Origin of the sequence: Microbacterium sp. F2 (assembly GCF_052274505.1) — a bacterium.
Taxonomy (GTDB): Bacteria; Actinomycetota; Actinomycetes; order Actinomycetales; family Microbacteriaceae; genus Microbacterium.
Genome location: NZ_JBNVBV010000001.1, coordinates 224,749 through 248,108 on the forward strand (window position 1 = coordinate 224,749; position 23,360 = coordinate 248,108).

Here is a 23,360-nt window from a genome sequence, read left to right on the forward strand (position 1 = left end):
GAATCATCCGGTGGCTTTTCCCGGGATCTCGCGCGCCCTCGACCGCTCCGAGCATTTCCGGGATGTGGTTGCGGCGGCTGCCGTGGATGCCGACGTCTCGGTGGTCGACGGCCTCGATGCCCCGCTGCTGAGCGCTCTCGTTCGTCGCCGCCGGGACACAGGTAAGCCGCCTGTGTTGCTGGCGATCGCTCCGACCGGCCGCCGCGTTGAGTCTCTGATCCCGGCGCTGCGAGCACTTCTTCCCGACGCGGCGGTGCTGCCCTTCCCTGCGTGGGAGACTCTGCCTCACGAGCGGCTCAGCCCTAGTCCTGAGACGGTTGGACGGCGGCTGGAGACACTCGCGCGCGTCGCAGCCTCTTCTGGTGCAGAGCCGGTCGTTGTCGTGGCATCAGTCCGCGCGGCGCTGCAGCCGCTCGCGGCGGGGCTTGCCGAGGTCGAACCGGTGCGGCTGCGTGCCGGTGAACGCGGGCACGATCTTGCGGTGATCGTCGAGCGCCTGGTTGAACTCGCCTACCACCGCGTCGACATGGTTTCGCGCCGCGGCGAGTTCGCGGTGCGCGGCGGGATCCTGGATGTGTTCCCCACCGTGGCCGACCATCCGTATCGTGTCGAGTTCTTCGGCGACGAGGTCGACCAGATCCGCACGTTCTCGGTTGCTGATCAGCGTTCTCTGCCCGGCGCGGTCGAAGCCGTCGACCTCCTTCCTGGTCGCGAGCTCTTGCTCACCGCCGACGTTCGCGCTCGTGCACGCCAGCTGGCCGGCGAGTTCGCGGGCCTGCACGGGATGCTCGAGAAGATGGCTGAGGGGATTCCTGCCGAGGGCATGGAATCGTTGACGCCGGCGCTCGTGCCGCAGATGGCGACCCTCGTCGACTATTTGCCCGAAGGATCCGCCGTTGCCCTCGTGGATCCCGAGCGGTCCCGTACGCGGGCACGGACCCTCGCTGAGACCAACCATGAGTTCCTGGAAGCCGCGTGGAGCGCAGCGACGGCGGGTGCGAGCACGCCGGTCGATCTCGGAGGGGGCGACTTTCTGACGATTGCCCAGTTGCGGGAGACGGTTCACGATCGCTCCGGCGTGTGGTGGACGCTGAGTCCCTTCGATTCGGGAGCTGCCGATGCGGCAGCCGAGGGGCTGCTTGCAGATGACCTCGACGACGTGCTCGGTGATGCACCGGTGCGGATTCCCGCCCGATCGGTGCCGTCCTTCCACGGCAACGTCGACGGGGCCACCGCCTATGTCGGCGAACGCGTTGCCGCGGGCTGGAGCGTTGTCGTCACGGCATCCGGCACGGGACTGGTCGAACGCGCCCGCGACGTGCTCGCCGACCGTGAGATCGCCGCGGTCATCGTGGATGATGCGGATGCCGCGCCCGAGCCTGGCCGCGTCTTGCTCGCGGTGGCCCAGCTCGAGCGCGGTTTCGAACTCGAGGACGCACGCCTTGCGGTGCTGACGGAGTCCGAGTTCTACGGGCGCACGATCGGTGGCGACAGTCGGGTCGTCAAGAAGCTCGCGTCCAAGCGCCGGAATGTCGTCGATCCTCTCCAGCTGACGCCCGGTGATCACGTCGTGCACGCCACGCACGGGATCGGGCGGTTCGTCGAACTTGCGAAGCGCGAGGTGTCGTCGGGCGGTCGGAACCCGGTCAAGAGCGTGCGCGAATACGTCGTGCTCGAGTACGCACCGTCCAAGCGCGGGTACCCCGGCGACAAGCTCATGGTGCCGACCGATCAGCTCGACCTTCTGTCGCGCTACGTCGGCGGTGAGGCGCCGGCCCTCTCGAAGATGGGCGGCAGCGACTGGGCGCAGGCAAAGGGGCGGGCACGCAAGGCGGTACGCGACATCGCCGTCGAGCTGGTCAAGCTGTATTCCGCGCGGATGGCCGCCAAGGGACACGCCTTCGGCCCTGATACCCCGTGGCAGCGTGAGCTGGAAGAAGCATTCCCGTTCGCCGAGACGATGGATCAGCTACAGACGATCGACGAGATCAAGGCCGACATGGAGCGGCCCATCCCCATGGACCGACTGCTGTCGGGAGACGTCGGCTTCGGCAAGACCGAGGTCGCTGTACGCGCCGCGTTCAAGGCGATCCAGGACGGCAAGCAGGTCGCGATGCTCGTGCCGACGACCCTGTTGGTCAAGCAGCATCTCGAGACCTTCACGGAGCGCTTCGCCGGTTTCCCCGTGAAGGTCAAGGCGCTCTCGCGATTCCAGACCGACAAGGAGGCGAGGGAGACTCTTGCGGGCCTCACCGACGGCACCGTCGACATGGTGATCGGCACGCACCGGATCTTGACCGAGAAGGTGATCTTCAAGGACCTCGGTCTCATGATCATCGATGAGGAGCAGCGCTTTGGCGTCGAGCATAAGGATGCTCTGAAGAAGCTCAAGACCAATGTCGACATCCTGGCGATGAGCGCTACCCCCATTCCTCGAACGCTCGAGATGGCGGTGACAGGCATCCGCGAGATGTCGACGCTGCAGACACCGCCCGAAGACAGGCATCCGATCCTCACCTATGTCGGCGCCCGCAATGACAAGCAGATCGCAGCTGCGATTCGTCGGGAGCTGCTGCGCGAGGGTCAGGTCTTCTACGTCCATAACCGCGTGAGTTCCATCCAGCGCGTAGCGAGCGAGCTGGCAGAGCTCGTGCCCGAGGCTCGGGTCGTGGTTGCTCACGGCCAGATGGGCGAGCACCAGCTCGAGCAGGTCGTCGATGACTTCTGGGAACGTAAGGCCGATGTGCTCGTCTCGACAACGATCATCGAGACGGGCCTCGATATCGCCAACGCCAACACGATCATCATCGACCGGGCCGATAAGTACGGACTCTCGCAGCTGCATCAGCTTCGCGGCCGCGTGGGGCGTGGCCGCGAGCGCGCGTACGCGTACTTCCTCTATGACGACGCGAAGCCGCTCTCAGAGACCGCTGCCGACCGTCTCGAGACGATCGCGGTGAACAACGATCTCGGCAGCGGCATGCAGGTCGCCCTGAAGGACCTCGAACTGCGCGGTGCTGGAAACCTCCTCGGCGCCGAGCAGGCCGGGCATATCGCCGGGGTCGGGTTCGACCTGTATCTGCGGATGATCGGTGAGGCCGTCGCGACCTTCCGTGGCGAGGACGTCGAGGGTCCGGCCGAGTTGCGGCTCGAACTGCCCGTGCAGGCGCGGATTCCCGAGGACTACATCGACAGCGAGCGGCTCCGGCTCGAGGCTTACCAGAAGCTCTCGGCCGCGGCATCCGCGACCGCCAAGGATGACGCGATCGACGCCGTCGTCGAGGAGCTCACCGACCGCTACGGCGAGCCGCCCGTGGACGTCGCCGGGCTGCTGGCGATGGCGCGACTGCGTCGTCGTGCCGCGCGTGCCGGGTTGACGGATGTCGTCGCGATGGGCCCGAATCTGCGGATTGCCCCGGCACGGCTGGCGGATTCGATGCGCGTACGCCTGCAGCGGCTGTATCCCTCGGCCAAGCTCCTCGCCGGTGGTGAGGCTGTCGTCGTGCCGCTGCCGCGGGTGGGCGGCGAAGCGGTGGCGGATGCCGACCTCATCGCGTGGGTCGACACCCTCCTCGGGCAGCTCTGGCCCGAGCCCGTCGCCGCTGACATCGCCGCCCCGGCATCCCAGGACTGAGCGGCGGCAGCTCTCGTAGACCATGGAGTTGAGAGACTGGAGTTCGTGGCGGGGTTTCATCATGTCGAGCTGTGGGTCGCAGACCTGACGCAGGATCGCGCTGAGTGGGGCTGGCTTCTGGATGAGCTCGGCTTCACGCGACAGAGCGAGTGGCCAGGAGGCGAGTCCTGGGCCGCAGGAGGCGCATACCTGACTTTGACGACCTCGCCGAACGTCTCCGGGGGATCCCATGATCGAAGGGCTCCCGGCGTCAATCATCTTGCCTTCAAGGGCGGTGCACCCGGCCGCGTTGACGCGATCATGGCACACGCCGAGCAGCACGGGTGGCGTCCGCTCTACCACGACCGATACCCCCATGCGGGAGGGTCGGATCACTACGCCGGATGGCTCGAGAACTCTGCCGGATTCAAGGCCGAGATCGTTGCGGACAGGTCGTAATCGCAGACGCCTCCTGTGGGCCTCTGCTCGTAGCCCAGGACTAGGCGGGCGGGAGGATCTGGCCGATCGGCTCGCGCTTCTCGGCTTGGAACCGGTCTTCGGTACGGCCGCGCGCCCAGTAGCCCGACAGGGACACCTGTCCGCGCTCGAGGGTGTGCTCCTCGAAGAACACGCGCCGCAGTTCTTTCATCGCTTCGCGCTCGCCGTGAGCGAAGACGTGAACGCGTCCCTCACGCCAGTGGATCGTCCGGACGGCGTCGGCCAGAGCCGATACCGCGTGATCGGGGTTGGTGATCCAGACCAGCTCGACGCCCGCGGGGTGTTCGAGGTCGAGGATGTCCGCCTCGGTGTCGACTTCGATGATCGCCGCGCCCACCGCGTGCACGGGGAGGGCTTCGAGTGCGGCCGCGATGGCGGGAACTGCCGACATGTCACCCGCGAACAGGTGCCAGTCGGCGTCCGGATCGGGGGAGTAGCCACCGCCAGGCCCCATGAGACTGATCGTCGCGCCAGGCTTCACCGTCGCTGCCCAGGGACCCGCGAGTCCCTCGTCGCCGTGTATGACGAAGTCGACGTCGATCGCCTGCGCGGCATGGTCGACACGGCGCACCGTGTAGGTTCTCGTCACCGGGAGTGACTCGGGCTCGGGAGTCGTGAACTTCAGCTTCACGTACTTGTCGGTTTCGGGCCGGTTCTGGAACTGAGTGAAACCGGACCCGCCGAGGCGGACGCGTACCAGGTGCGGGTTCAGCCACGTCGTCTCGAGCACGGTGAACTCGATCGTCGGACGGGGCGCACGGGTTGTGGTTCGGGAGGAGAGTGCCATCCCCCCCACCGTAGCCGCGCGCAGAGCATTCCAGGGCTGCGCTCTGCTGAGTCGGTTCGTGCGGGCGGCGTTACCGGCGGAAGGGCGCGAGATCGCCTCTAGAAGGGCGCGGCTGTAGGTGTCGGTTCGGGGTCGGGTGTGAAGCGGACGGTGGGGGCTGGGTTGTCGTTGTAGGTCCTACCGGTGGGGCTGGTCCATTCCAGGACTCCGCCTGGGCGTTGTGTGACGGTCCAGGCGGTGTCGTGTTTGAGGACGTGATGTCGTTTACAGAAGTGAGCGAGGTTGCACGGGTCGGTGCGTCCGCCGCGGGCGGCATCGATGGTGTGGTCGATGTCGCAGGCGTGGGCGGGGCGTCGGCATCCGGGGAAGCGGCAGTGTTCGTCTCGGGCCGACAGGTACCGTTTCAGCGCGGCGTCGGGTCGGTAGCGGTCGACGGCGACGGGGAGTCCGGTGTCGGCGTCGGTGAAGACGCGATCCCAGCCGGGGGCTCGGCCAGCGAGGTCGCGGATCAGGGCGGGGTCGACAGCCCCGTAGCCAGCGAGGATGCCGGGTTCGTCGCTGGTTCCGGCCAGGGACCGGAGGGGGATGGTGACCTGCACCCGTCCGGCGATCCGGGTTGTGACATCAGCATCGCCGTGGGCTGCGGGTGTTGCGGTCAGCAGCAGGTCACTGAGCACATCGGCGCGCAGCTGATCCATTGTTCGGTCATCTGGTGCCGGTTCGGCCGGGTTCTGTTCGTCGCCGAGCACTGCGACGCGGGTGTCGCGGACGTGGCGGGCGACCTGGGTGAGCCGGTCGTGGATGGCATACGCGAGCGGCGCGGGGAGGTCGGCGACCAGGCGGGCGAGTCCGTCGTCGAGGTCCTGGATACGAACGGCGCGGGCGTCGGTTGCGAGGCGCCGCAGTCGGGTGGGGGAGTCGGGGTCGATGCTGGCGGCGATTGCACGGGCGGCAGGCCGGAGTCGGTTGGGGCTCTCGTGGCGGGCGATCTCGAGCGCAAGCTGTTCGTAGTGGGCCCGCGCCGTGTCATCACTGATGCCGGCACCGGCGTCCACGATGACCCGTACGTGGGCGGTGTCGATCTCGCCGCGTTCGAGGGTGGTGTGGGTTCCCGCGAAGCGGCCGACGAGGGCGGATGCGTCGCCCATGCGGTTCTGCACGGTGCGGTCGCTGACCCGCATTGCGGCGCCCAGTTCGGCAGCGATCTCGCGGATGCCGAGGTCTGACCCGGACCGGGAGGATCCGAGCTCCGCGGCCCGTTCTAGGGCCAGATCAACTCCGTATGCGAGCAACCGAGCTTCACGGGCCTGCAACGCTGCGATCTTCCGCCGCGTCGCAACCAGATCATCCACCAAAGCGGTCACCCGACCGTGCACCCGCGACGACACGGAAGGACCGCGGTGTCGGTCGGGGGATGCGGGGGTGCCCATGCTGCTCCGAGAATCGTGAAGCCAGACGGCTCCGCCGGAAGCGCTCCATGGGCACGTGCGCTGCTACTCATTAGTATAGAACAAATGTACGAAACGCGCAAGCCTGGGATGTGCACCGACGCGGTACGCTGACACCGATCGAGGAGGAACGATGCGGTTCGAGCACCTCGGGGCGCAGCCCCGCATCCATCCCACGGCCGTCATCGCGCCGAGCGCGGTGATTTCGGGGGACGTCACGATCGGCGCGCATTCGCAGGTCCTGCACGGCGCGGTCATCACGGCCGAGGGCGGTGCGATCACGATCGGTGAGAGCGTCATCGTGATGGAGAACGCGCTGATCCGGGCGAGCGCGACAGATCCCGTCCATATCGGCGACCACGTGCTGGTCGGACCGATGGCGAGTATTTCGGGAGCCACCGTGGCTGATGAGGTGTTCCTCGCCACGGGCACGCGCGTCTTCAACGGTGCGCGAATCGGCGAGCGCAGCGAGGTTCGCATCAACGCGGTCGTTCACCTGCGCACCGTTCTTCCCCCAGAAACAGTCGTGCCGATCGCGTGGGTTGCTGTCGGAAATCCGGCGCACCTGTACTCGCCGGACCGGCACGACGACATCTGGGAAGCGCAGAAGGAGTTGGACTTCCCGGGCTACGTGTTCGGGCTCGACCGTGAGACGCCGGATCTGATGGTTCAACTCACGGAGCGCTACGGACGGAGTCTTGCGAGGCACGCTGACGACGTTCGCCTCGACTGAGACTTCAGTCCCAGGTCACCCCGCATTCGCGGCACAGGAACACCACGGCATCCTGCACGTCGACATCACTCAGCAGCTCGGCGCGGCGCTCGAACGCGACAGCAAACCATGCCACGTCGTCGACGCGGACGTCGTCGGTGCCGCACAACGGGCAGGTCTCCGTGGTCGTGATCGCCATGCCCAGACGCTAACCCTGCCCACCGACACGGATGGCAGCGACGCGCGATCCGTGCAGGATCATCCCGTGTTCTGCAGGCCCGCCGCGACACCGCTCACCGAAAGCAACAGCAGACGCTGCTGATCGGGATCGGCGGGTGCGTCCGATGCCGCGGCATCCCGAAGCCCGCGCAGCGCCCGCAGCTGAAGCAGCGACAGCGCGTCAACATAGGGACTGCGGAGCTTCACGGCACGCTGCAGGACGGGCTTGTTGGCGAGCACCTCGTCGCCGCCGGTGAGCCTGACGACCCAGGAGCGCGTCAACGTCATCTCATCGAGCACGAGCCCGGCGAGGTCGTCACGGTCACCGAGTTCGAGATAGCGGCGCGCGATCCGTGGGTCGGTCTTGGCAAGGCTCATGCCGACGTTGTCGATCATCGTCCGGAACAACGGCCATTGCTCGTAGGCCTCGCGAAGCAGCTCCTCGTCACCGACGGCATCCAACGCGGTGCCGAGGCCAAACCAGCCGGCGAGGTTGATGCGAGCCTGCGCCCAGGCGAACACCCAGGGGATGGCGCGGAGGTCAGCGAGGGATTCGACCGACAGACCGCGGCGCGCCGGGCGAGAGCCGAGGGCCAGCAGTCCGATCTCTTCCATCGGGGTGACCTGCGCGAACCATGGCGCGAAGCCGGGGGCTTTGACCAGATCGAAGAAGCGCTGGCGGGATGCGGCATCCATCGTCGCCGCCACATCGGCGAACTTCCGTGCCGCGCCGCTGTTGCGCCGCTCGATCGAGGGTGCCGATGCCAGCAGCACAGCGGCAGCGACCTGATCGATGTGGCGCATCGCGATGTCCGGATCGCCGTAGCGGGCGAAGATCACCTCACCTTGCTCAGTGAGCTTGAAGCGCCCGTCGACCGAGTGTGGAGGCTGGGCGAGGATCGCGGAGTTCGCGGGCCCGCCGCCACGCCCGAGGGCACCGCCACGCCCGTGGAAGAGCGTGAGCTCGATCCCCTCCTCCTTTGCCCACGCAGCGATGTCGGCCTGCGCCTCGTACAGCGCGAGTGTCGCGGCGACGGGGCCGACGTCCTTCGAGGAGTCGGAGTACCCGAGCATGACCTCGAGGCGGCGCCCGGTCCGGGCCAGGCGATCCGCGAACTCGGGGTGCTGCACGATCTCGGCAAGGATCCCCGGTGCCGCCTGCAGATCGGCGAACGTTTCGAACAGCGGGACGACGTCGAGCACCGGCATCCGCCCGCCCTCGCCGACCGCGTAGCGGGCAAGGCGATGAACGTTCGCGAGATCCTCGGCGGACTGCGTGAACGACACGATGTAGCGGCCCGCTGCAGCAGGTCCGTACCGCTCCTGCAGGAAGGCGATCGTGCGGAAGACCTCGAGCACCTCGTCGGCCTGCTCGGAAAGCTCGCCGGTCGATCCGGCAGCCACATCCAGCTCGGCGAGAACCTTCGCGTGCACTGCCGAGTGCTGCCGCACCTCGAGCTCGGCAAGGTGGAAGCCATAGGTCTCGACCTGCCAGATCAACTGCTGCAGGTGCCCGTAGGCCTGGCGGGCAGCCCCGGCGGCGACGAGCGAGTCCTGAACCGTGCGCAGGTCGGCGAGGAACTCGCTCGGCTCGCGATAGGCAAGGTCGGCATCGCGCAGGCGTGTCGCGTCGATCTTGCGCGCGAGCATCAGCAGGATGCGGCGGTGCGGCTCGTTCGGCGATCGCTTCGCGATCTCAGTGGCTGCCTCTTCATCTGCAGCCTTCAGGCGCTTCCACAGCGCAAGCAGCGCGTCGGAGGGCGGCGTCGTGTCGGCATCCAGGGTGAGCGTCCGACCGATGCGCTGCGTCGTGCGCTCGAGTCCCAGCAGGATGTGCTCGGCGGCGATGCCCGCTGCTTTGCGCGTCACGGATGCCGTCACGAACGGGTTTCCATCGCGGTCACCGCCGACCCACGACCCCACACGCACGAAGGGGGTTACGAGCGGTGCGCGACCACCCGCGTTCGTTCCCTGCAGCATGTCATCGAGGCGCCGATACACGGCCGGGACCACGGTGTAGAGGGTCTCGTCGAAGATCGCCATGACCGAGCGCACCTCGTCGACCGGCGACGGCTTCTCGGGGCGAAGAGGCGCGGTGCGCCACAGGGTGTCGATCTCTTCGACCATGCGCCGTTCCAGACGCGCCGGGTCGTTGCCATCGCGCAGGCGGTCGTCGTGTTCTTGCAGCAGATCCGCAAGGCGACGGATGCTGGATGAGATCGCCCGGCGGCGCGCCTCGGTCGGGTGCGCGGTGAACACGGGGTGGAAACGCAGCGACTGCAGACGGGCGAGGGCGGCATCCTCACCGACTTCCTCAGCCAGCCGGGCGTAAGCGGCTTCGATCGAGTCGGCCGCGCCTTCGCTGTCGGGGCGGCCGTCACGCTCGCGGACAATCCGCACACGTTGGTGCTCTTCCACCAGATTCACCAGGTGGAAGTACGCCGTGAACGCGCGGGCCACCTCGTGGGCTCGCTCGATCGAGAACGATTCAGCCACCTCGGTGGCTCGCGCGTAGGCCTCGGGAGTCTCATCCGTGTACGCCTGGATCGTCGCGAGGCGAAGGCGCTCGACATCCTCGAACAACCCGGGCGACCCGCTCTCGCGGAGCACTTCTCCCAAGAGGGAACCGAGCAGGCGCACATCCGCGCGCATCTGTTCGGGGATCTCCTGACCCGCTTCATATCGGCCGACGAGGTCGATGGCTTCGGTTCGGGTCATTTCGTACATGGATTCCACCGTAATGGCCAGGTGTTTCATCAAGGTGACGGGTGACGACTCGTGACAGGGCGCGATCCGAGCCGTCTTCGAGGCGCACTGCGCCCCGCCGGTAGGATAGGGGCTGGAGAGCCGGGAAGTCTGGTCGGCATCGGCTGCCGCATCCCCGAAAGGACTCCATGTCGTTGCTTCGCTCTGCGCGCTTTCCCGCCATCATGCTGCTGGTTGCAGCCGCCGCGGGACTCATCATCGCGAACTCTCCGATCGGCCACAGTGTGCAAGACCTGCAGCACACCTACGTCGGCATTCCCGGCGTCTTCGAGCTCTCTGTGGGCCACTGGATCGCGGATGGGCTCCTCGCACTGTTCTTCTTCGTCGTCGCCGTCGAACTGCAGTTCGAACTCACCAATGGTCAGCTCAACTCCGCTCGCAAGGCCCTGCAGCCGGCGATCGCCGCGGCGGGCGGAGTGCTCGTCCCGATCGTCGTCTACCTCGCGTTCGCGTGGGGCACCGAGTCTGCTGACGGGTGGCCGATCCCGACCGCGACCGACATCGCTTTCGCCCTCGGCGTTCTCGCCGTGTTCGGCAGAGGCCTGCCCTCCGGGGTGCGGATCTTTCTTCTTGCGCTCGCGATCCTCGACGACATCGTCGGCATCATCTTCATCGCGGTGCTCTTCACCGATGGCGTCAACATCGCGCTGCTTGCCGCAGCGGCAGTACTCGTCGTGGTCTTCGGGTATCTCAGCCGAAAGCTCGACACCCGGGCGCGTGCCGCGGTGATCCCGATCCTCCTGGTGCTCGCTGTGGCGACCTGGGTTCTCGTCTACCTGTCGGGTGTGCACGCCACGATTGCCGGCGTCGCCCTCGGGCTTGTCATGGCGCAGCAACCGGCGCTTCATACCCGGCATGCGATGGAGCCGTGGGTGAACGTCATCGTGCTGCCGCTCTTCGCGTTCTCGTCGGCTCTGGTCGTCATCCCGGCGGTGTCCATCGAGGAGCTCACGCCCGCCTTCTACGGCATCCTGATCGCGCTGCCTGTCGGAAAGATCCTCGGCATCTCGCTGTTCGGGTGGATCTCGCAGCGGGTCGCGCACGACCCCGCGATGCCGCGGCTTCCGCTGGCTGACCTGATAGCCGCCGGCGCGCTCGGGGGCATCGGATTCACGGTGTCACTGCTGCTGTCCGAACTCGCCTTCGAAGGCAACGACCTCCTCACCGACGAAGCTGTTCTCGGTGTGCTCTCGGGCTCGCTTGTCTCGGTCCTCATCGCCGGCATCCTGGTGTCGATGCGCGCCCGTCACTACCGCAGGCGGGCAAGCAGCGTCGCCATCGAGGCCGACGAGGCGGCGACGTCATGACGGGCCCGGCCGAGCCGGCATCCGTGGATGCGCTGCGCCGCGCCGCCGAGACGATGCGTGCCGTGCGCGATACGTGCGTGTGGACGCAGCAGATCGACCACCGGGCACTCGTGCCCTACCTCGTGGAAGAGAGCGCCGAACTGATCGATGCGGTGGAGGTCGGCACGCGCGCCGATCTGCGGGAGGAACTCGGCGACCTGCTGTGGCAGGTGCTGTTCCACGCCGAGATCGCTTCGCGCGACAGCGACGACCCGTTCGATATCGATGACGTCGCTCGCACTCTCACCGACAAGATGGTGCGTCGGCATCCGCACGTCTTCGCGGGCGAGACCGCCGACACGCCCGAGCAGGTGCTCGTCTTGTGGAACGCTGCCAAGGCCGAAGAGAAGCGCGGCCGCACGAGCGTTTTGGACGGCGTGAGTGAACGGATGCCTACTCTCGCGCTCGCGCAGAAGCTGGTCGGAAAGGCAGCCTCACTCCCTGCACTCAGCTCGCCGGGAGTAGGTGCGGGCGCAACGGCACTCGCTGTTCCCGCCTCCGAGGATGAGCTCGGCGACGCGCTTCTCGCCCTCGTTGCGATCGCCCGCACGCGCGGCTGGGACGCCGAGCGTGCGCTGCGGGAACGGTTGCGCGGGCTCTCGGAAGAGATCCGAGCTGCCGAAGCTGCGCCCGCTGACCTGGAAGAATAGGCCGGTGCCACCCGTCACCCCGCCGCGCGGCATGCGCGATTTTCTCCCCGCCGACAAGGCTCGCCGTGAGCGCGTGCTCGCCGTCATCCGGCAGCGCTACCGCGCCCACGGCTTCGACGAGATTGAAACGCCGGTGGTCGAGGATTACGAGCGGCTTCACGCCGGCATCGGTGGCGACAACGAGAAGCTTGCCTATAACGTCCTGCGCCGCGGACTGGATGCCGACGGCATCCGTGCGGCGGCCGACGATCCCGCGGCCCTCTCGGATCTGGGGCTGCGGTATGACCTGACGGTGCCGCTCGCGCGCTTCTATGCGAGCCACCGGGCCGAGCTTCCGGGGGTCTTCCGTGCCGTGCAGATCGCGCCGGTGTGGCGGGCAGAGCGACCCCAGAAGGGTCGATACCGGCAGTTCGTGCAGTGCGACATCGACATCATCGGCGATGCTTCCTCGCGCGCCGAAGCCGAGCTGATCACCGCGACCCTCGACGCGCTGGATGCCCTCGGGCTCGAGGGCGGCATCGTCCGTGTGAACGACCGTCGCCTGTTGGATGCGATGCTCGATCACTTCGGCTTTCCCGAGGCAGAGCGACCCGGCGTCCTCATCACGATCGACAAGCTCGACAAGATCGGCGCCGCAGGCGTGGCAACGGAGCTGCGGGAGCGCTCGGCGGCGCCCGAGGCCGTCGATACCTTCGCGGAGTTCCTGGCGCGTGAGAAGGGCACGGTAAGTGGCTTCGACGAGGAGCAGATCCGTGCCGCGCTGCCCGACGGGCTCGAAGGTGAGGCGATCGGCGCGCTCGCCGCGATCGGCGAGGCGGTGGCGACTGCCCGCGGGGGAGAGGCCCCGCTGGTGTTCGACCCGTTCCTCGTGCGCGGTATGGGCTACTACACCGGCACGATCTTCGAGATCGCCCATCCGCTCGTCTCATATTCGCTCGGGGGCGGTGGCCGGTACGACGGAATGATCGGCCGCTTCCTCGGCCAGGACGTCCCCGCCGTTGGGTTCTCGCTCGGCTTCGAGCGTCTCGTCGATCTCGTCGCCGACGCCGCGGATGCCGCTCAGTCAGCGATCGTGCTGGTCCACGATCGCGATATGGCCGTTGCCGAGCTCGTGGCTCTGAAGTCAGCGCTCGTGGCCCGGGGTGATCGTGTCCGGCTCGAGCAACGCCCGAAGAACCTCAAGCCCCTGCTGGAGCGTGCGACCGCGGACGGGTATACCCACTTCGCCGCCGTCCGGCCGGGCGCGACGGTCGACGCTCTGGAGATCAAGTCGCTCGGCTAGTTCGTTTACCGTCGCGTCAACGACGGTTCAGATCGAGCGGGTCGAATCACTGCATGAGTCGGATCACGACTGGGGTGCTGTGGGCAGCTGCCTTGGTGGGTGCCGTGGCGACGACGGCGCTCGCCACGCGCGCACTGCTCGACCGCCAGGCCGCGCAGGCCCGGCGACTCATCGGCAAGCCGCTGGGTGAGGATGCGCTCGAGGCAGACCGCGTGTGGCGCCGCAAGCTCGAGGGTGACCCGATCGAGCTTCTCGTACTGGGGGACTCGATCGCGGCGGGCCTCGGCGCGCAGCGGCGCAAGGAAACGCTCGGCGCGCGTCTGGCGATCGGACTCGCGAAGAAGGCGAAGCGCCCCGTGCGACTGCGCACCGCGGCGGTCGTCGGCTCGGAGTCGTCGGCCCTGGGTGCTCAGCTCGACGAGCTCGCTGATGACTATCGGCCGGATGTCGCCGTCATCGTCGTCGGCGGCAACGACATCACGCACCGCGTCGCCGTCTCCACCGCGGTGCGGCACCTGGTTGTGGCGATCGAACGGCTGCGGGCCCGCGGTGCGCAGGTCGTGGTGGGAAGTTGCCCAGACCTCGGGGCGCTACGGCCCGTGCCGCAACCGCTGCGATCGCTGGGGTCGCGGATGTCGCGCCAGCTCGCCGACGCTCAGGAGGACGCGGCGGTCGGCGCCGGCGCGTACGCCGTGTCACTGCGTCACGCCGTCGGACCCTTCTTCATCTCCCAGCCCGATGAGATGTTCAGTCTGGACCGCTTCCACCCGAGCCCGCTCGGGTACCGGCGCACCGCCGAGGCCCTTCTTCCGGCGGTTGCGGGAGCGCTGGGCTACGGCAAAACAAGCGTCGCGACGCGGCATCCGACGGGGAAATCAGATCCAGCGCGCTGACCCGTTGACCGCACGAGCCGGGCACGGTTGGCTGATGCCATGCCAGATCCCACCCCGGACGCGTGGACCCGAGTCGATCACTACCTGACCGACACGCTCGTCGACCAGGATGCTGCGCTTGATGCCGCGCTGGCAGAGCAGGGCCGCGCGGGGCTGCCAGCCATCGAGGTGGCTCCCGTGAACGCGAAGTTCTTGCACCTGCTCGCCCGGATCGCCGGCGCCCGCAGGATTCTTGAGATCGGTACCCTCGGCGGCTATTCCACGATCTGGCTGGCCCGCGCTGTGCCGAACGGCGGAACGGTGGTCACGATCGAGGCCGAGCCGCTCAACGCGTCAATCGCGCGGGCCAACCTCGACCGTGCGGGCGTCGGGGATCGCGTGGACGTCCGCGTCGGGCGGGCCGCAGAGGTCCTGCCGACCCTTGCGGGCGACGATCCCTTCGATCTTGTCTTCATCGATGCCGACAAGGAATCCAACACGGTGTACCTCGACTGGGCGGCGCGCCTCGGGCGTCCGGGAACTGTCGTCGTCGTCGACAACATCGGCCGATCGGGCCAGGTCGCCGATCCTCACGACACCACGAGTCAGGTCGTCGGTACCCGGCAGGGGCTCGAGATGCTCCGCGAGGACCCGCGGTTCGATGCGACAGCACTGCAGACGCTGGATCGCAAAGGATGGGATGGGATCGCGCTCGCCGTCGTGGTCTGAGCTTTTCTCCGTCCGCGCGGGCCTGTGGCGCGGCATCCGTCGTCACTAGACTCGACGTGGACCGACGACGCTCCGACACAACCCTCCCAAACAAGGAGTCCTTTCGTGGCATTGATTGAGGCTGTAGGCGCGCGCGAGATTCTCGATTCGCGCGGCAACCCGACCGTCGAGGTGGAAGTCCTCCTCGAAGACGGCACCGTTCAGCGGGCGGCCGTCCCGTCCGGCGCATCGACCGGCGCATTCGAGGCGTATGAACTGCGTGACGGCGACAAGAGCCGGTACGGCGGCAAGGGCGTGCTCAAGGCCGTCGCTGCCGTCATCGACGAGCTCGGGCCGGCACTCGAGGGTGTGGATGCCAGCGAGCAGCGCATCGTCGACGAGATTCTCATCGAGACCGACGGCACTGACAACAAGTCGCGCTGCGGCGCCAACGCGATCCTCGGCGTGAGCCTGGCCGTTGCCAAGGCCGCGGCCGACAGCGCAGACCTGCCGCTGTTCCGCTACCTCGGCGGACCCAACGCGCACGTGCTGCCCGTTCCGCTGTTCAACGTCATCAACGGCGGTGAGCACGCCGACAACGGCATCGACTTCCAGGAGTTCTTCCTGGCACCCATCGGCGCCGAAACGTACGCTGAGTCGCTGCGCTGGGGCACCGAGACCTACCACGTCCTCAAGGGCGAGCTGAAGGCTGCGGGCTTCGCGACCGGCCTCGGCGACGAGGGCGGCTTCGCGCCCGACCTGCCCAGCAACCGCGAGGGCCTGGACTTCCTCATGAAGGCGATCGAGAAGGCCGGCTTCACCCCCGGCAAAGACATCGCCGTGGGTCTGGACGTCGCGGCCACGGAGTTCTTCTCCGACGGCGTGTACACCGTCGAGGGCAAGCCGTGGACGGCGGCTGAGCTCACCGACTACTTCGCCGACCTCGTCGCGAACTACCCGATCGTCACGATCGAGGATGCGCTGGCCGAAGACGACTGGGACGCCTGGAAGGCGCTCACCGACGCGATCGGCTCGAAGGTGCAGCTCGTTGGTGACGACCTGTTCGTCACCAACCCGAGCCGCCTGCAGCGCGGCATCGACCTGGGCGTTGCGAATGCTCTGCTCGTGAAGGTCAACCAGATCGGCACGCTGTCCGAGACCCTGGACGCCGTGGCTCTGGCCACCTCGAACGGCTACCGGTCGATGCTCTCCCACCGGTCGGGCGAGACCGAAGACACCACGATCGCCGACCTCGCGGTCGCCGTGAACTGCGGTCAGATCAAGACCGGTGCGCCTGCTCGCAGCGAGCGCGTCGCGAAATACAATCAGCTTCTGCGCATCGAAGAAGAACTCGGCGACGCGGCGGTCTTCGCCGGTCGTGGAGCCTTCCCCCGTTTCAAGGGCTGATGCGCTCGAACTGACCTGACGAGAGGGGAGCCGTGATGACCAGTCCGGCTCCCCGTTCTCGTTCCCCCCGGTCCCGCTCGCCTCGCCGCGTCGACGTAAGGGGCTGGCTTGGCGGCATCCGGCTCTCGGGCTTCATGGTGATCATGCTGGGGCTTGTGGTCCTCGCAGCTTTCGTGTTGGTTCCCACCGTCGGCACCTACCTGGAGCAGCGTCAACGGATTGTTGCACTCGAGCAGGCAGTGCAGGTGACCGAGGACCAGATCGCTGCCCTTGAGACCGAGAAGGACCGGTGGCAGGACCCGGCCTACATCACAACCCAGGCCCGCGAGCGGCTCTACTACGTGCGCCCCGGTGAGGTTGTGTACCTCGTCGACAACGACCTGCCCGACTCGGCGATACCCGCCGAGCAGGCGCCGGTCAGCGACGAAGTGGTGCAAACCACGACCGACTGGATGTCGCAACTGGTCCGGTCGGTGACCGCGGCGGGGCTTGCGAAGACCGCCGCCCTTCCGGTCATCGGGGTTCCCGATCCGCAGCCCACTTCCTCGGAATTGACTGTCGCACCGTGACGCGCAGCGGGACTTCAGGAGCGGGTCGGTAGCCTGGAGGAGTGTCCAGGCCCCCGTTTGCTCCCGTCACCGAGGCTGAGCTCGCCGTCCTGCGCGAGCAACTGGGTCGCCCGGCTCGGGGAGTGCTCGGCATCGCCGCGCGCTGTGCGTGCGGGAACCCCACCGTCGTCGCGACGGCGCCGCGGCTTCCCGACGGGACCCCGTTCCCGACGTTCTACTACCTGACGCACCCGGGGGCCACGGCGGCCATGTCGGCGCTTGAGGCCGACCACACCATGCATGAACTCGCCGACCAGCTCGCGACAGATGATGAGATCGCGGATGCGTATCGCCTCGCGCACCAGAGCTACCTCGATGACAGAGCTCGCTACGGAGACCCGGAGGAAATCGCGGGGATCTCGGCGGGCGGGATGCCGACGCGGGTGAAGTGCCTGCACGCCGTGCTGGCGCACTCGCTCGCGGCGGGCCCGGGGGTGAACCCGATCGGGGACCGGGCGCTCGCGCTGTCGGACTGGTCGCCGGATCGTTGCGTGTGCGCCGACCCGGGAGCCGCAACGCGCACAGTGGACGCGGTCTCCGAGGAGCTGGCGTGAGTGCTGCGGTGGCGACGGATCGCCGCCGCCAGCTCGGTCGACTCGCTGCAGTTACGCTCGCGATTGCCGGCATGATCGCCCTGCCCGGGTTCACCGTCACGCCCTCGCCGTCGCCATCTGACTCCGACCCGCTCCGCGCGGCGGAGTATTGGCTCGACGATTACGGCATCCGTGACGCCTGGAAGACCTCCACAGGTTCGGGAGTGCGGATCGCGGTCATCGACACCGGCATCGGCAAAGGCCCCGTGGAGTTCTCGGGCGTGGTCGGGGGCACGGATGTCTCGGGTCTTGGATCACCAGACGGGCGCACCCCCGTGGGAGCCCGCGACCCCGATCACGGCAGTTGGGTGGCGTCCCTTGCCGCCTCCCGCGGTACGAGCCCGGTGACGGGCATGCTCGGTGTGGCGCCGGATGCCGAGCTCCTCTCGATCTCCGTGGGATTCGGCGTCTCGGCATCCGTCCCCTTCGCCGAGCAGATCGCCCAAGCGATCTATTGGGCTGTCGACAACGGCGCTGACATCATCAACCTGTCGTTCACCACCAACACCCCTGACTGGGATCGCAGCTGGGACGATGCGTTCATGTATGCCTTCGAGCACGACGTGGTCGTCGTGGCTGCCGCAGGAAACCGGGGGAGCGGGACGGGAGTTGTCGGTGCACCGGCGACGATCCCCGGTGTCCTCGTCGTCGGTGGGGTGGATCCGCACGGGCGGGCAAGTCGAGAGGCCTCGACGCAGGGCATCACGATCGCCGTGGCTGCTCCCAGCGAGAACCTCCTCGGGGTATCCGCGGACGGCAAGGTCGTCGAGTGGGATGGCACGAGCGGCGCAGCGCCCATCGTGGCAGGTATCGCGGCACTCGTGCGGTCTGCGTATCCCGATATGGATGCCGATGATGTCATCAATCGCATCATCCGTACCGCGACGCCGCCCGCCGGAGTGACAGACCTGCCCGACCCGCTCTACGGCTACGGTCTGGTGGATGCCGAGGCCGCCGTGACGGCATCCGTACCCGCAGTCAGGGAGAACCCGCTCGGGAGTCTGGCCGAGTGGATCACCATCTATCGGCGAGCCAACCTCGTGCCCGATCCCGAGCCGACGGTTCCCCCCGCCGCGGTCGAACCCTTGCCCCCCGTGGAGCAGCAGGCTGCGGCTTCGCCCCTTCTGCCGAGCACCGAGTCGCTGCTCTACGGGACGGTCCCGCTCGCGGCGGGCACCGTCGCGGCTATACTGGTGGCGCTCGGCGTCACTGCTGCTGTCCGACGCGTCCGATTGGCGTCCCGCGCCCCCCGCCGCTGAAACATCTCAGGAGTTCTCCCATCGTGAGCAACACCACCCCCAGGATCCTTATTGTCGGCGGAGGGTATGCCGGCTTCTACACGGCCTGGAAACTCGAGAAGCACCTTCGCCGCGGCGAAGCACAGGTCACGATTGTCGACCCACTTCCTTACATGACCTACCAGCCGTTCCTTCCCGAGGTGGCTGCGGGCTCGATCGAGGCCCGCCACTCGGTGGTGTCGCTGCGTCGTCATCTCAAGCGCACGCGCGTTGTGACGGCGAAGATCACCGGTATCGACCACGCCAACAAGGTGGCGACGGTCACCCCAACGCTCGGCGAGCCCTGGCAGGAGGAGTACGACCAGATCGTCGTCACCGCCGGCGCCGTCTCGCGGACCTTCCCGATCCCCGGAATCGCCGACAACGCCATCGGTCTGAAGACGATCGAAGAGGCGGTCGCCATCCGCGACAAGCTGTTCTCGAACTTCGACAAGGCAGCGACCCTTCCTCCCGGCCCCGAGCGGGAGCGCCTGCTCACGGTCGTCGTGGTCGGCGGTGGGTTCGCGGGCATCGAGGTTTTCGCTGAGCTTCGCTCGATCGCATCCGCACTGCTGAAGAAGTACCCCGAGCTGAGCTTCGAGGAGACTCACTTCCACCTCGTCGAGGCGATGGGCCGAATCATGCCTGAGGTGTCGCTCGAGACCAGCAAGTGGGTCATGAAGTCCCTCGGTGAGCGCGGCGGCGCCGTGCACCTCGACACACAGGTGACCGGAGCGGTCGGCGGCAACGTCGAGCTGTCTACCGGCGAGGTCATTCCGAGCGACCTGATCGTCTGGACCGCCGGTGTCATGGCCAACCCGACTGTCGTCCGTGGCAGCGACCTGCCCGTCGAGGAACGTGGTCGCATCCGCACCCGTGCCGATCTTCGTGTCGGCAGCGAGGACGAGATCGTCGAGGGCGCCTGGGCTGCGGGTGACGTGGCCGCAGTGCCCGACCTGACCGGTGGCGGCGTTGGCGGCTACTGCGTCCCGAACGCACAGCACGCCGTGCGTCAGGCCAAGCTCATGGCGAAGAACATCACCGCGGTCCTGCGCGGCGAGCTTCCCGTGGAGTACGTGCACAAGAACCTCGGCGCTGTCGCAGGCCTTGGCTTGTACAACGGTGTCTTCCAGTCGGGCAAGCTTGCGCTCAAGGGCTTCATCGCCTGGCTTGCGCACCGTGGCTACCACGGCCTGGCGATGCCGTCGTGGGAGCGCAAGTGGCGGGTCATCTGGGGTTGGTGGAACAACCTGTGGCTGGGTCGCGACATCGTGAACCTGTCGACCGTCCAGCACCCGCGGTACGTGTTCGAGGAGTTCGCGGCACGCCCGAAGCCTCCGGCTGCGTCGGCGGTGCCCGCCAAGGAGCCCGCGGGCACCAAGTCCTGACACAACGCGTCGCCGGCGCCCCTGCGGGGTAGCGTGGGAGCGCCGACAACGGCGCCCCCGTAGCCCAATGGCAGAGGCAGGCGACTTAAAATCGCTCAAGTGTGGGTTCGAGTCCCACCGGGGGTACGAGGCACGGTGCCGCGCGCAGCGCGGCGGCGTGCCTCGTCGCTTTGGTGGGCGAGAGTCACACTCGGGCCCACGCCGCCGGTGGCTCCGCGCGCTGCGGAGCGGCGCGTGGAGTGGCGGTGGGGCGGGGTTCGAGTCCCACCGGGGGTACGAGGCACGGTGCCGCGCGCAGCGCGGCGGCGTGCCTCGTCGCTTTGGTGGGCGAGAGTCACACTCGGGCCCACGCCGCCGGAGGCTCCGCGCGGCGCGGAGCATCGTCGAGGATCCGTGAGCATGCGGGTCGTGACCGTATGGATTCCGTGAGGATCGTCGACCCCGCTGCGGGGAAGAGGTTGCATCTGTTCAGCGCCCGTCATCCGACGGCGTAACAGCAACCCCGGGAGTTCCCCGTGCTCGACGTCATTTCCGTGGCCGCTACGCTCGCCCTGTTCGCGCTCGTCGGCCTGATCGCAAAGGGGGTCGAGCGGCTGATCCGGCCGTCTTCGGACCCTTCTCCCTCCCTGCCGGTCGCAGGTGAGCGCCGATGATCGTGTTCTCTGTGCTTGCCGTCACGCTCGCGGTGGCTGCGCTCGTCTATCTCATCGTTGCGCTGCTGAACCCGGAGAGGTTCTGACGTGGATGCTTCGACGATCTGGGCAGGCATCCTTCAGATCTGCACCGTGCTGCTGATCCTCGCCTTGCTCCACCGCCCCCTGGGCGACTGGATAGCCCGTACCTACGCGTCGACGAAGGACTGGCGCGTCGAACGAGGCGTATACCGGCTGATCGGAGACGATTCGCGCTCTGAGCAGACATGGCAGGCCTACGCGCGGGGCGTTCTCGTCTTCTCTGCGGTCGGCTCGTGCGGCGCGTCATGCCCGGCGCGCCACCGCCGAAGCCGAGCTCATTGGAACTGTCGCGGGCTCGGTGCTGCGTGGTCAGGGCGCCGTTCCGGCCCTCGTTGCTCGTGCGCGCGAGTCGTTCGGAATGTCCGGCGCCCGCCTCGTCGGCGAATCGGGCGAGGTGCTCGCAACCGACGGCGAGCCGCTGCCGAACGGGCGACACAGCGACGTACCCATCGGCGAGCGCGCGACGTTGGAACTTCACGGCGGCGATCTTGACGCATCGGAGCGGCGCTTGTTGGGTGTTGTGGTCGCCCAGCTCGACGCCGCGCTCGAGCAGACAGCACTTCAGGAGACCGCCCGGGCAGCCGACATCCTTGCTGAAGCCGATCAGGTCCGCAGCGCCCTCCTCTCGGCGGTGAGCCATGACCTTCGTCGCCCGCTCGCCGCCGCGCTTGCCGCTGTCGGCGGGCTTCGCGCCGCGGGGGCCGCGCTCGGTGAGCAGGACCGCGCGGATCTGCTGGACACAGCAGTCGAGAGCCTCGACACCCTCTCGCGGCTTCTCACCGACTTGCTCGATGTCAGTCGGATCGAGGCCGGAGCACTCGCCGTCTTGCTGACGTCGACGGATGTCGGAGACGTCGTGCTTGCTTCGCTCGACGAACTCGGTTTGGGTCCGAGCGCGGTGGAGCTTGCTCTGGACGTGGGGGTGCCGAATGTGCTCGCCGACCCCGTGTTGCTGCAGCGTGTCGTGGTCAACCTGCTCTCCAATGCACAGCGTCACTCGCCGGTCGGTACCGCGGTGAGAGTGACGACCAGCGTTCTCGGTGATCGCGTTCAGGTGCGGGTCATCGACCGTGGTCCTGGCATCTCGACGGATCGTCGATCCGACATGTTCACGCCGTTCCAGCGGCTGGGCGACACCGACAACACGACGGGGCTCGGGCTGGGGCTTGCGCTCTCCCGCGGTTTCACCGAGGGTATGCGCGGGACATTGACGGCCGAGGATACTCCGGGCGGTGGCCTGACGATGGTGGTGGAGCTTGGCACTGCACCTGTGGCCGAGGATGACGATGCGGCTGCCGACGAGCGGACGGGCGTGGCGTCATGAAGGTTCTGGTCGCAGACGACGACCCGCAACTTGTGCGGGCCGTGCGCATCACGCTCGCGGCGCACGGTTACGACGTCGTGGCGGCCCCCGACGGACCGACGACGATCGCGCTCGCCGCCAAGGAATACCCCGACGTGATCATGCTCGATCTCGGGATGCCGCACCTCGACGGGGTCGGGGTCATCCACGCCATTCGAGGCTGGAGCGAGGTGCCGATCATCGTGGTGTCAGGACGTTCGGGTTCCGGCGACAAGGTCGAGGCGCTGGATGCCGGCGCAGATGACTACGTCACCAAACCGTTCCAGATCGATGAGCTCCTCGCACGTCTGCGTGCACTGACACGGCGGTCCTCATCGGCGCCGACGGGAGAATCCGTGGTGCGCTTCGGGGACGTCGAGGTCGATCTGTTAGCCAAGAGTGTTCGGCGACGCGGCGCCCGTGTTCATCTCACTCCGACCGAGTGGCGGATGCTGGAGTTCCTCGCCCGCAACCCCGGCACTCTGGTGACGCGGCAGACGCTGCTAAAGACCCTCTGGGGCACCGAGCAGGTGACGGACACCGGGTACCTGCGTCTCTACATCTCGCAGTTGCGTAAGAAGTTGGAGGTCGACCCCAGCCATCCGGTCCACCTGCTGACCGAATCAGGGATGGGCTACCGACTCAACCTTGAGGCTTGATCGCCCGCGACCACGCCCGTTCGTTGTGCAGTTGTCCGGTCTGCTGGAAGAACCGAACCTGATGGGTGTTCGCTAGCGACTCTGCAAGCTCGTATCTGTTGGCAGGTTCAAAACCCAACTGCTGCCAGAACGGGCCAGAGCGCCGGCTGAATAGCCACGCACGTGTCGCGCCTCCCTCGGCTGCCCGAGCGAGAGCGAACCGTGCGAGGGCGTTTCCGCGGCCGCGGGCGCGAACAGGAGTCGCTACGGCAACACTCCGAATGAGCGCGTGATCACCATCTCCGCTGAGCTCGTAACCCGTGCTTCCGACCATTTCTCCCGAGTCGTCTCGCTCGACCCAGATTCGTACTCCCGGTTCCTCGATGCCGCTGATCGTAAGGTCTGCTGTGGCCAGAAACGTCGTCAGATCCGCGATATCACGAGCGAGGCACGGGCTCAGGTCCACTCGCCA

At 67.5% G+C, this 23,360-nt stretch carries 21 protein-coding genes, 1 tRNA gene and 2 pseudogenes; 19 read left to right on the forward strand and 5 right to left on the reverse strand.

What is annotated here, in order from left to right:
* Positions 1-10: 10 nt before the first annotated feature.
* Both mfd and ACQVDU_RS01075 read left to right on the forward strand, forming a co-directional pair.
* Entirely contained in the window at positions 11-3,634 is a 3,624-nt protein-coding gene (gene mfd, locus ACQVDU_RS01070) for a transcription-repair coupling factor (protein WP_300593814.1), read from the forward strand.
* A gap of 45 nt (positions 3,635-3,679) precedes the next feature.
* Positions 3,680-4,072, forward strand: a complete 393-nt coding sequence (locus ACQVDU_RS01075; RefSeq protein WP_300593811.1) for a VOC family protein — start codon at positions 3,680-3,682, stop codon at positions 4,070-4,072.
* 40 nt (positions 4,073-4,112) lie between these two features.
* On the opposite strand, the gene ACQVDU_RS01080 is transcribed toward ACQVDU_RS01075, so the two are convergent.
* Positions 4,113-4,898 (reverse strand): siderophore-interacting protein, encoded by a 786-nt coding sequence (locus ACQVDU_RS01080; protein WP_300593808.1) that lies wholly within the window; start codon positions 4,896-4,898, stop codon positions 4,113-4,115.
* A 98-nt stretch (positions 4,899-4,996) separates the two neighbouring features.
* Positions 4,997-6,328, reverse strand: coding sequence for a DUF222 domain-containing protein (locus ACQVDU_RS01085; RefSeq protein ID WP_443476077.1), 1,332 nt, complete (start codon positions 6,326-6,328; stop codon positions 4,997-4,999).
* Between the two features lie 151 nt (positions 6,329-6,479).
* Between ACQVDU_RS01085 and ACQVDU_RS01090 the strand changes: the two genes are divergently transcribed.
* Complete coding sequence (locus tag ACQVDU_RS01090; RefSeq protein ID WP_300591602.1) at positions 6,480-7,079, forward strand: gamma carbonic anhydrase family protein; 600 nt, start codon at positions 6,480-6,482, stop codon at positions 7,077-7,079.
* 4 nt (positions 7,080-7,083) lie between these two features.
* Here the strand turns inward: ACQVDU_RS01090 and ACQVDU_RS01095 are convergent, their stop codons facing one another.
* A complete protein-coding gene (locus tag ACQVDU_RS01095; protein WP_300591604.1) occupies positions 7,084-7,257 on the reverse strand; it encodes a hypothetical protein in 174 nt (57 codons plus the stop codon).
* A gap of 59 nt (positions 7,258-7,316) precedes the next feature.
* On the reverse strand, positions 7,317-10,004 hold the full coding sequence (locus ACQVDU_RS01100; RefSeq protein WP_300591605.1) for a phosphoenolpyruvate carboxylase: 2,688 nt from the start codon (positions 10,002-10,004) through the stop codon (positions 7,317-7,319).
* Between the two features lie 167 nt (positions 10,005-10,171).
* Between ACQVDU_RS01100 and nhaA the strand changes: the two genes are divergently transcribed.
* The 16 genes and pseudogenes from nhaA to ACQVDU_RS01180 all read left to right on the forward strand — a co-directional run bounded on the left by nhaA (position 10,172) and on the right by ACQVDU_RS01180 (position 22,909).
* Positions 10,172-11,350, forward strand: a complete 1,179-nt coding sequence (nhaA, locus tag ACQVDU_RS01105; RefSeq protein ID WP_300591606.1) for a Na+/H+ antiporter NhaA — start codon at positions 10,172-10,174, stop codon at positions 11,348-11,350.
* On the forward strand, positions 11,347-12,039 hold the full coding sequence (locus ACQVDU_RS01110) for a MazG nucleotide pyrophosphohydrolase domain-containing protein (protein WP_300591607.1): 693 nt from the start codon (positions 11,347-11,349) through the stop codon (positions 12,037-12,039). Before nhaA ends, ACQVDU_RS01110 begins: the two co-directional genes overlap by 4 nt.
* A 31-nt stretch (positions 12,040-12,070) precedes the next feature.
* Entirely contained in the window at positions 12,071-13,321 is a 1,251-nt protein-coding gene (gene hisS / locus ACQVDU_RS01115; RefSeq protein ID WP_300591615.1) for a histidine--tRNA ligase, read from the forward strand.
* 53 nt (positions 13,322-13,374) lie between these two features.
* Complete coding sequence (locus tag ACQVDU_RS01120; protein ID WP_300591609.1) at positions 13,375-14,214, forward strand: SGNH/GDSL hydrolase family protein; 840 nt, start codon at positions 13,375-13,377, stop codon at positions 14,212-14,214.
* Positions 14,215-14,253: 39 nt separating this feature from the next.
* Positions 14,254-14,922 carry an O-methyltransferase gene (locus tag ACQVDU_RS01125; protein ID WP_300591611.1) on the forward strand — a complete coding sequence of 223 codons (669 nt, stop codon included), beginning with the start codon at positions 14,254-14,256 and terminating at the stop codon, positions 14,920-14,922.
* Positions 14,923-15,027: 105 nt separating this feature from the next.
* Entirely contained in the window at positions 15,028-16,308 is a 1,281-nt protein-coding gene (gene eno / locus ACQVDU_RS01130; RefSeq protein ID WP_300591612.1) for a phosphopyruvate hydratase, read from the forward strand.
* 35 nt (positions 16,309-16,343) lie between these two features.
* Positions 16,344-16,877: an FtsB family cell division protein gene (locus tag ACQVDU_RS01135; RefSeq protein ID WP_443476078.1), complete on the forward strand. Its 534-nt coding sequence runs from the start codon at positions 16,344-16,346 to the stop codon at positions 16,875-16,877.
* A 41-nt stretch (positions 16,878-16,918) separates the two neighbouring features.
* Complete coding sequence (locus tag ACQVDU_RS01140) at positions 16,919-17,470, forward strand: DUF501 domain-containing protein (protein ID WP_443476079.1); 552 nt, start codon at positions 16,919-16,921, stop codon at positions 17,468-17,470.
* Entirely contained in the window at positions 17,467-18,768 is a 1,302-nt protein-coding gene (locus ACQVDU_RS01145; protein WP_443476080.1) for a S8 family serine peptidase, read from the forward strand. The genes ACQVDU_RS01140 and ACQVDU_RS01145 overlap by 4 nt, the downstream gene beginning before the upstream one ends.
* Positions 18,769-18,791: 23 nt before the next feature.
* The gene (locus ACQVDU_RS01150) at positions 18,792-20,174 is read left to right on the forward strand and encodes an NAD(P)/FAD-dependent oxidoreductase (RefSeq protein WP_292708826.1); all 1,383 of its coding nucleotides are present in this window, start codon (positions 18,792-18,794) and stop codon (positions 20,172-20,174) included.
* A gap of 53 nt (positions 20,175-20,227) precedes the next feature.
* Positions 20,228-20,300 (forward strand) — tRNA-Leu (locus ACQVDU_RS01155).
* 389 nt (positions 20,301-20,689) lie between these two features.
* Positions 20,690-20,827, forward strand: a complete 138-nt coding sequence (locus ACQVDU_RS01160; protein WP_300593082.1) for a hypothetical protein — start codon at positions 20,690-20,692, stop codon at positions 20,825-20,827.
* Positions 20,824-20,913, forward strand: a complete 90-nt coding sequence (gene kdpF / locus ACQVDU_RS01165) for a K(+)-transporting ATPase subunit F (RefSeq protein ID WP_300593079.1) — start codon at positions 20,824-20,826, stop codon at positions 20,911-20,913. Before ACQVDU_RS01160 ends, kdpF begins: the two co-directional genes overlap by 4 nt.
* Position 20,914: 1 nt before the next feature.
* Positions 20,915-21,139, forward strand: a pseudogene (locus tag ACQVDU_RS01170) (potassium-transporting ATPase subunit KdpA); the annotation flags it as partial.
* A pseudogene (locus tag ACQVDU_RS01175) lies at positions 21,132-22,232 on the forward strand (sensor histidine kinase); the annotation flags it as partial. The pseudogenes ACQVDU_RS01170 and ACQVDU_RS01175, both read left to right, overlap by 8 nt.
* Entirely contained in the window at positions 22,229-22,909 is a 681-nt protein-coding gene (locus ACQVDU_RS01180) for a response regulator (RefSeq protein ID WP_300593076.1), read from the forward strand. The pseudogene ACQVDU_RS01175 and the gene ACQVDU_RS01180, both read left to right, overlap by 4 nt.
* On the opposite strand, the gene ACQVDU_RS01185 is transcribed toward ACQVDU_RS01180, so the two are convergent.
* Positions 22,893-23,354, reverse strand: a complete 462-nt coding sequence (locus ACQVDU_RS01185; RefSeq protein ID WP_300593073.1) for a GNAT family N-acetyltransferase — start codon at positions 23,352-23,354, stop codon at positions 22,893-22,895. The two genes, ACQVDU_RS01180 and ACQVDU_RS01185, sit on opposite strands and share 17 nt — an antisense overlap.
* Positions 23,355-23,360: the final 6 nt, after the last annotated feature.

Coding starts and splice junctions, on each gene's coding strand:
- ACQVDU_RS01080 (WP_300593808.1), bottom strand. CDS start 4,898: ATGGCACTCTCCTCCCGAACCACAACCCGTGCGCCCCGTCCGACGATC.
- ACQVDU_RS01085 (WP_443476077.1), bottom strand. CDS start 6,328: ATGGGCACCCCCGCATCCCCCGACCGACACCGCGGTCCTTCCGTGTCG.
- ACQVDU_RS01090 (WP_300591602.1), top strand. CDS start 6,480: ATGCGGTTCGAGCACCTCGGGGCGCAGCCCCGCATCCATCCCACGGCC.
- ACQVDU_RS01095 (WP_300591604.1), bottom strand. CDS start 7,257: ATGGCGATCACGACCACGGAGACCTGCCCGTTGTGCGGCACCGACGAC.
- ACQVDU_RS01100 (WP_300591605.1), bottom strand. CDS start 10,004: ATGTACGAAATGACCCGAACCGAAGCCATCGACCTCGTCGGCCGATAT.
- nhaA (WP_300591606.1), top strand. CDS start 10,172: ATGTCGTTGCTTCGCTCTGCGCGCTTTCCCGCCATCATGCTGCTGGTT.
- ACQVDU_RS01110 (WP_300591607.1), top strand. CDS start 11,347: ATGACGGGCCCGGCCGAGCCGGCATCCGTGGATGCGCTGCGCCGCGCC.
- hisS (WP_300591615.1), top strand. CDS start 12,071: ATGCGCGATTTTCTCCCCGCCGACAAGGCTCGCCGTGAGCGCGTGCTC.
- ACQVDU_RS01120 (WP_300591609.1), top strand. CDS start 13,375: ATGAGTCGGATCACGACTGGGGTGCTGTGGGCAGCTGCCTTGGTGGGT.
- ACQVDU_RS01125 (WP_300591611.1), top strand. CDS start 14,254: ATGCCAGATCCCACCCCGGACGCGTGGACCCGAGTCGATCACTACCTG.
- ACQVDU_RS01135 (WP_443476078.1), top strand. CDS start 16,344: ATGACCAGTCCGGCTCCCCGTTCTCGTTCCCCCCGGTCCCGCTCGCCT.
- kdpF (WP_300593079.1), top strand. CDS start 20,824: ATGATCGTGTTCTCTGTGCTTGCCGTCACGCTCGCGGTGGCTGCGCTC.
- ACQVDU_RS01180 (WP_300593076.1), top strand. CDS start 22,229: ATGAAGGTTCTGGTCGCAGACGACGACCCGCAACTTGTGCGGGCCGTG.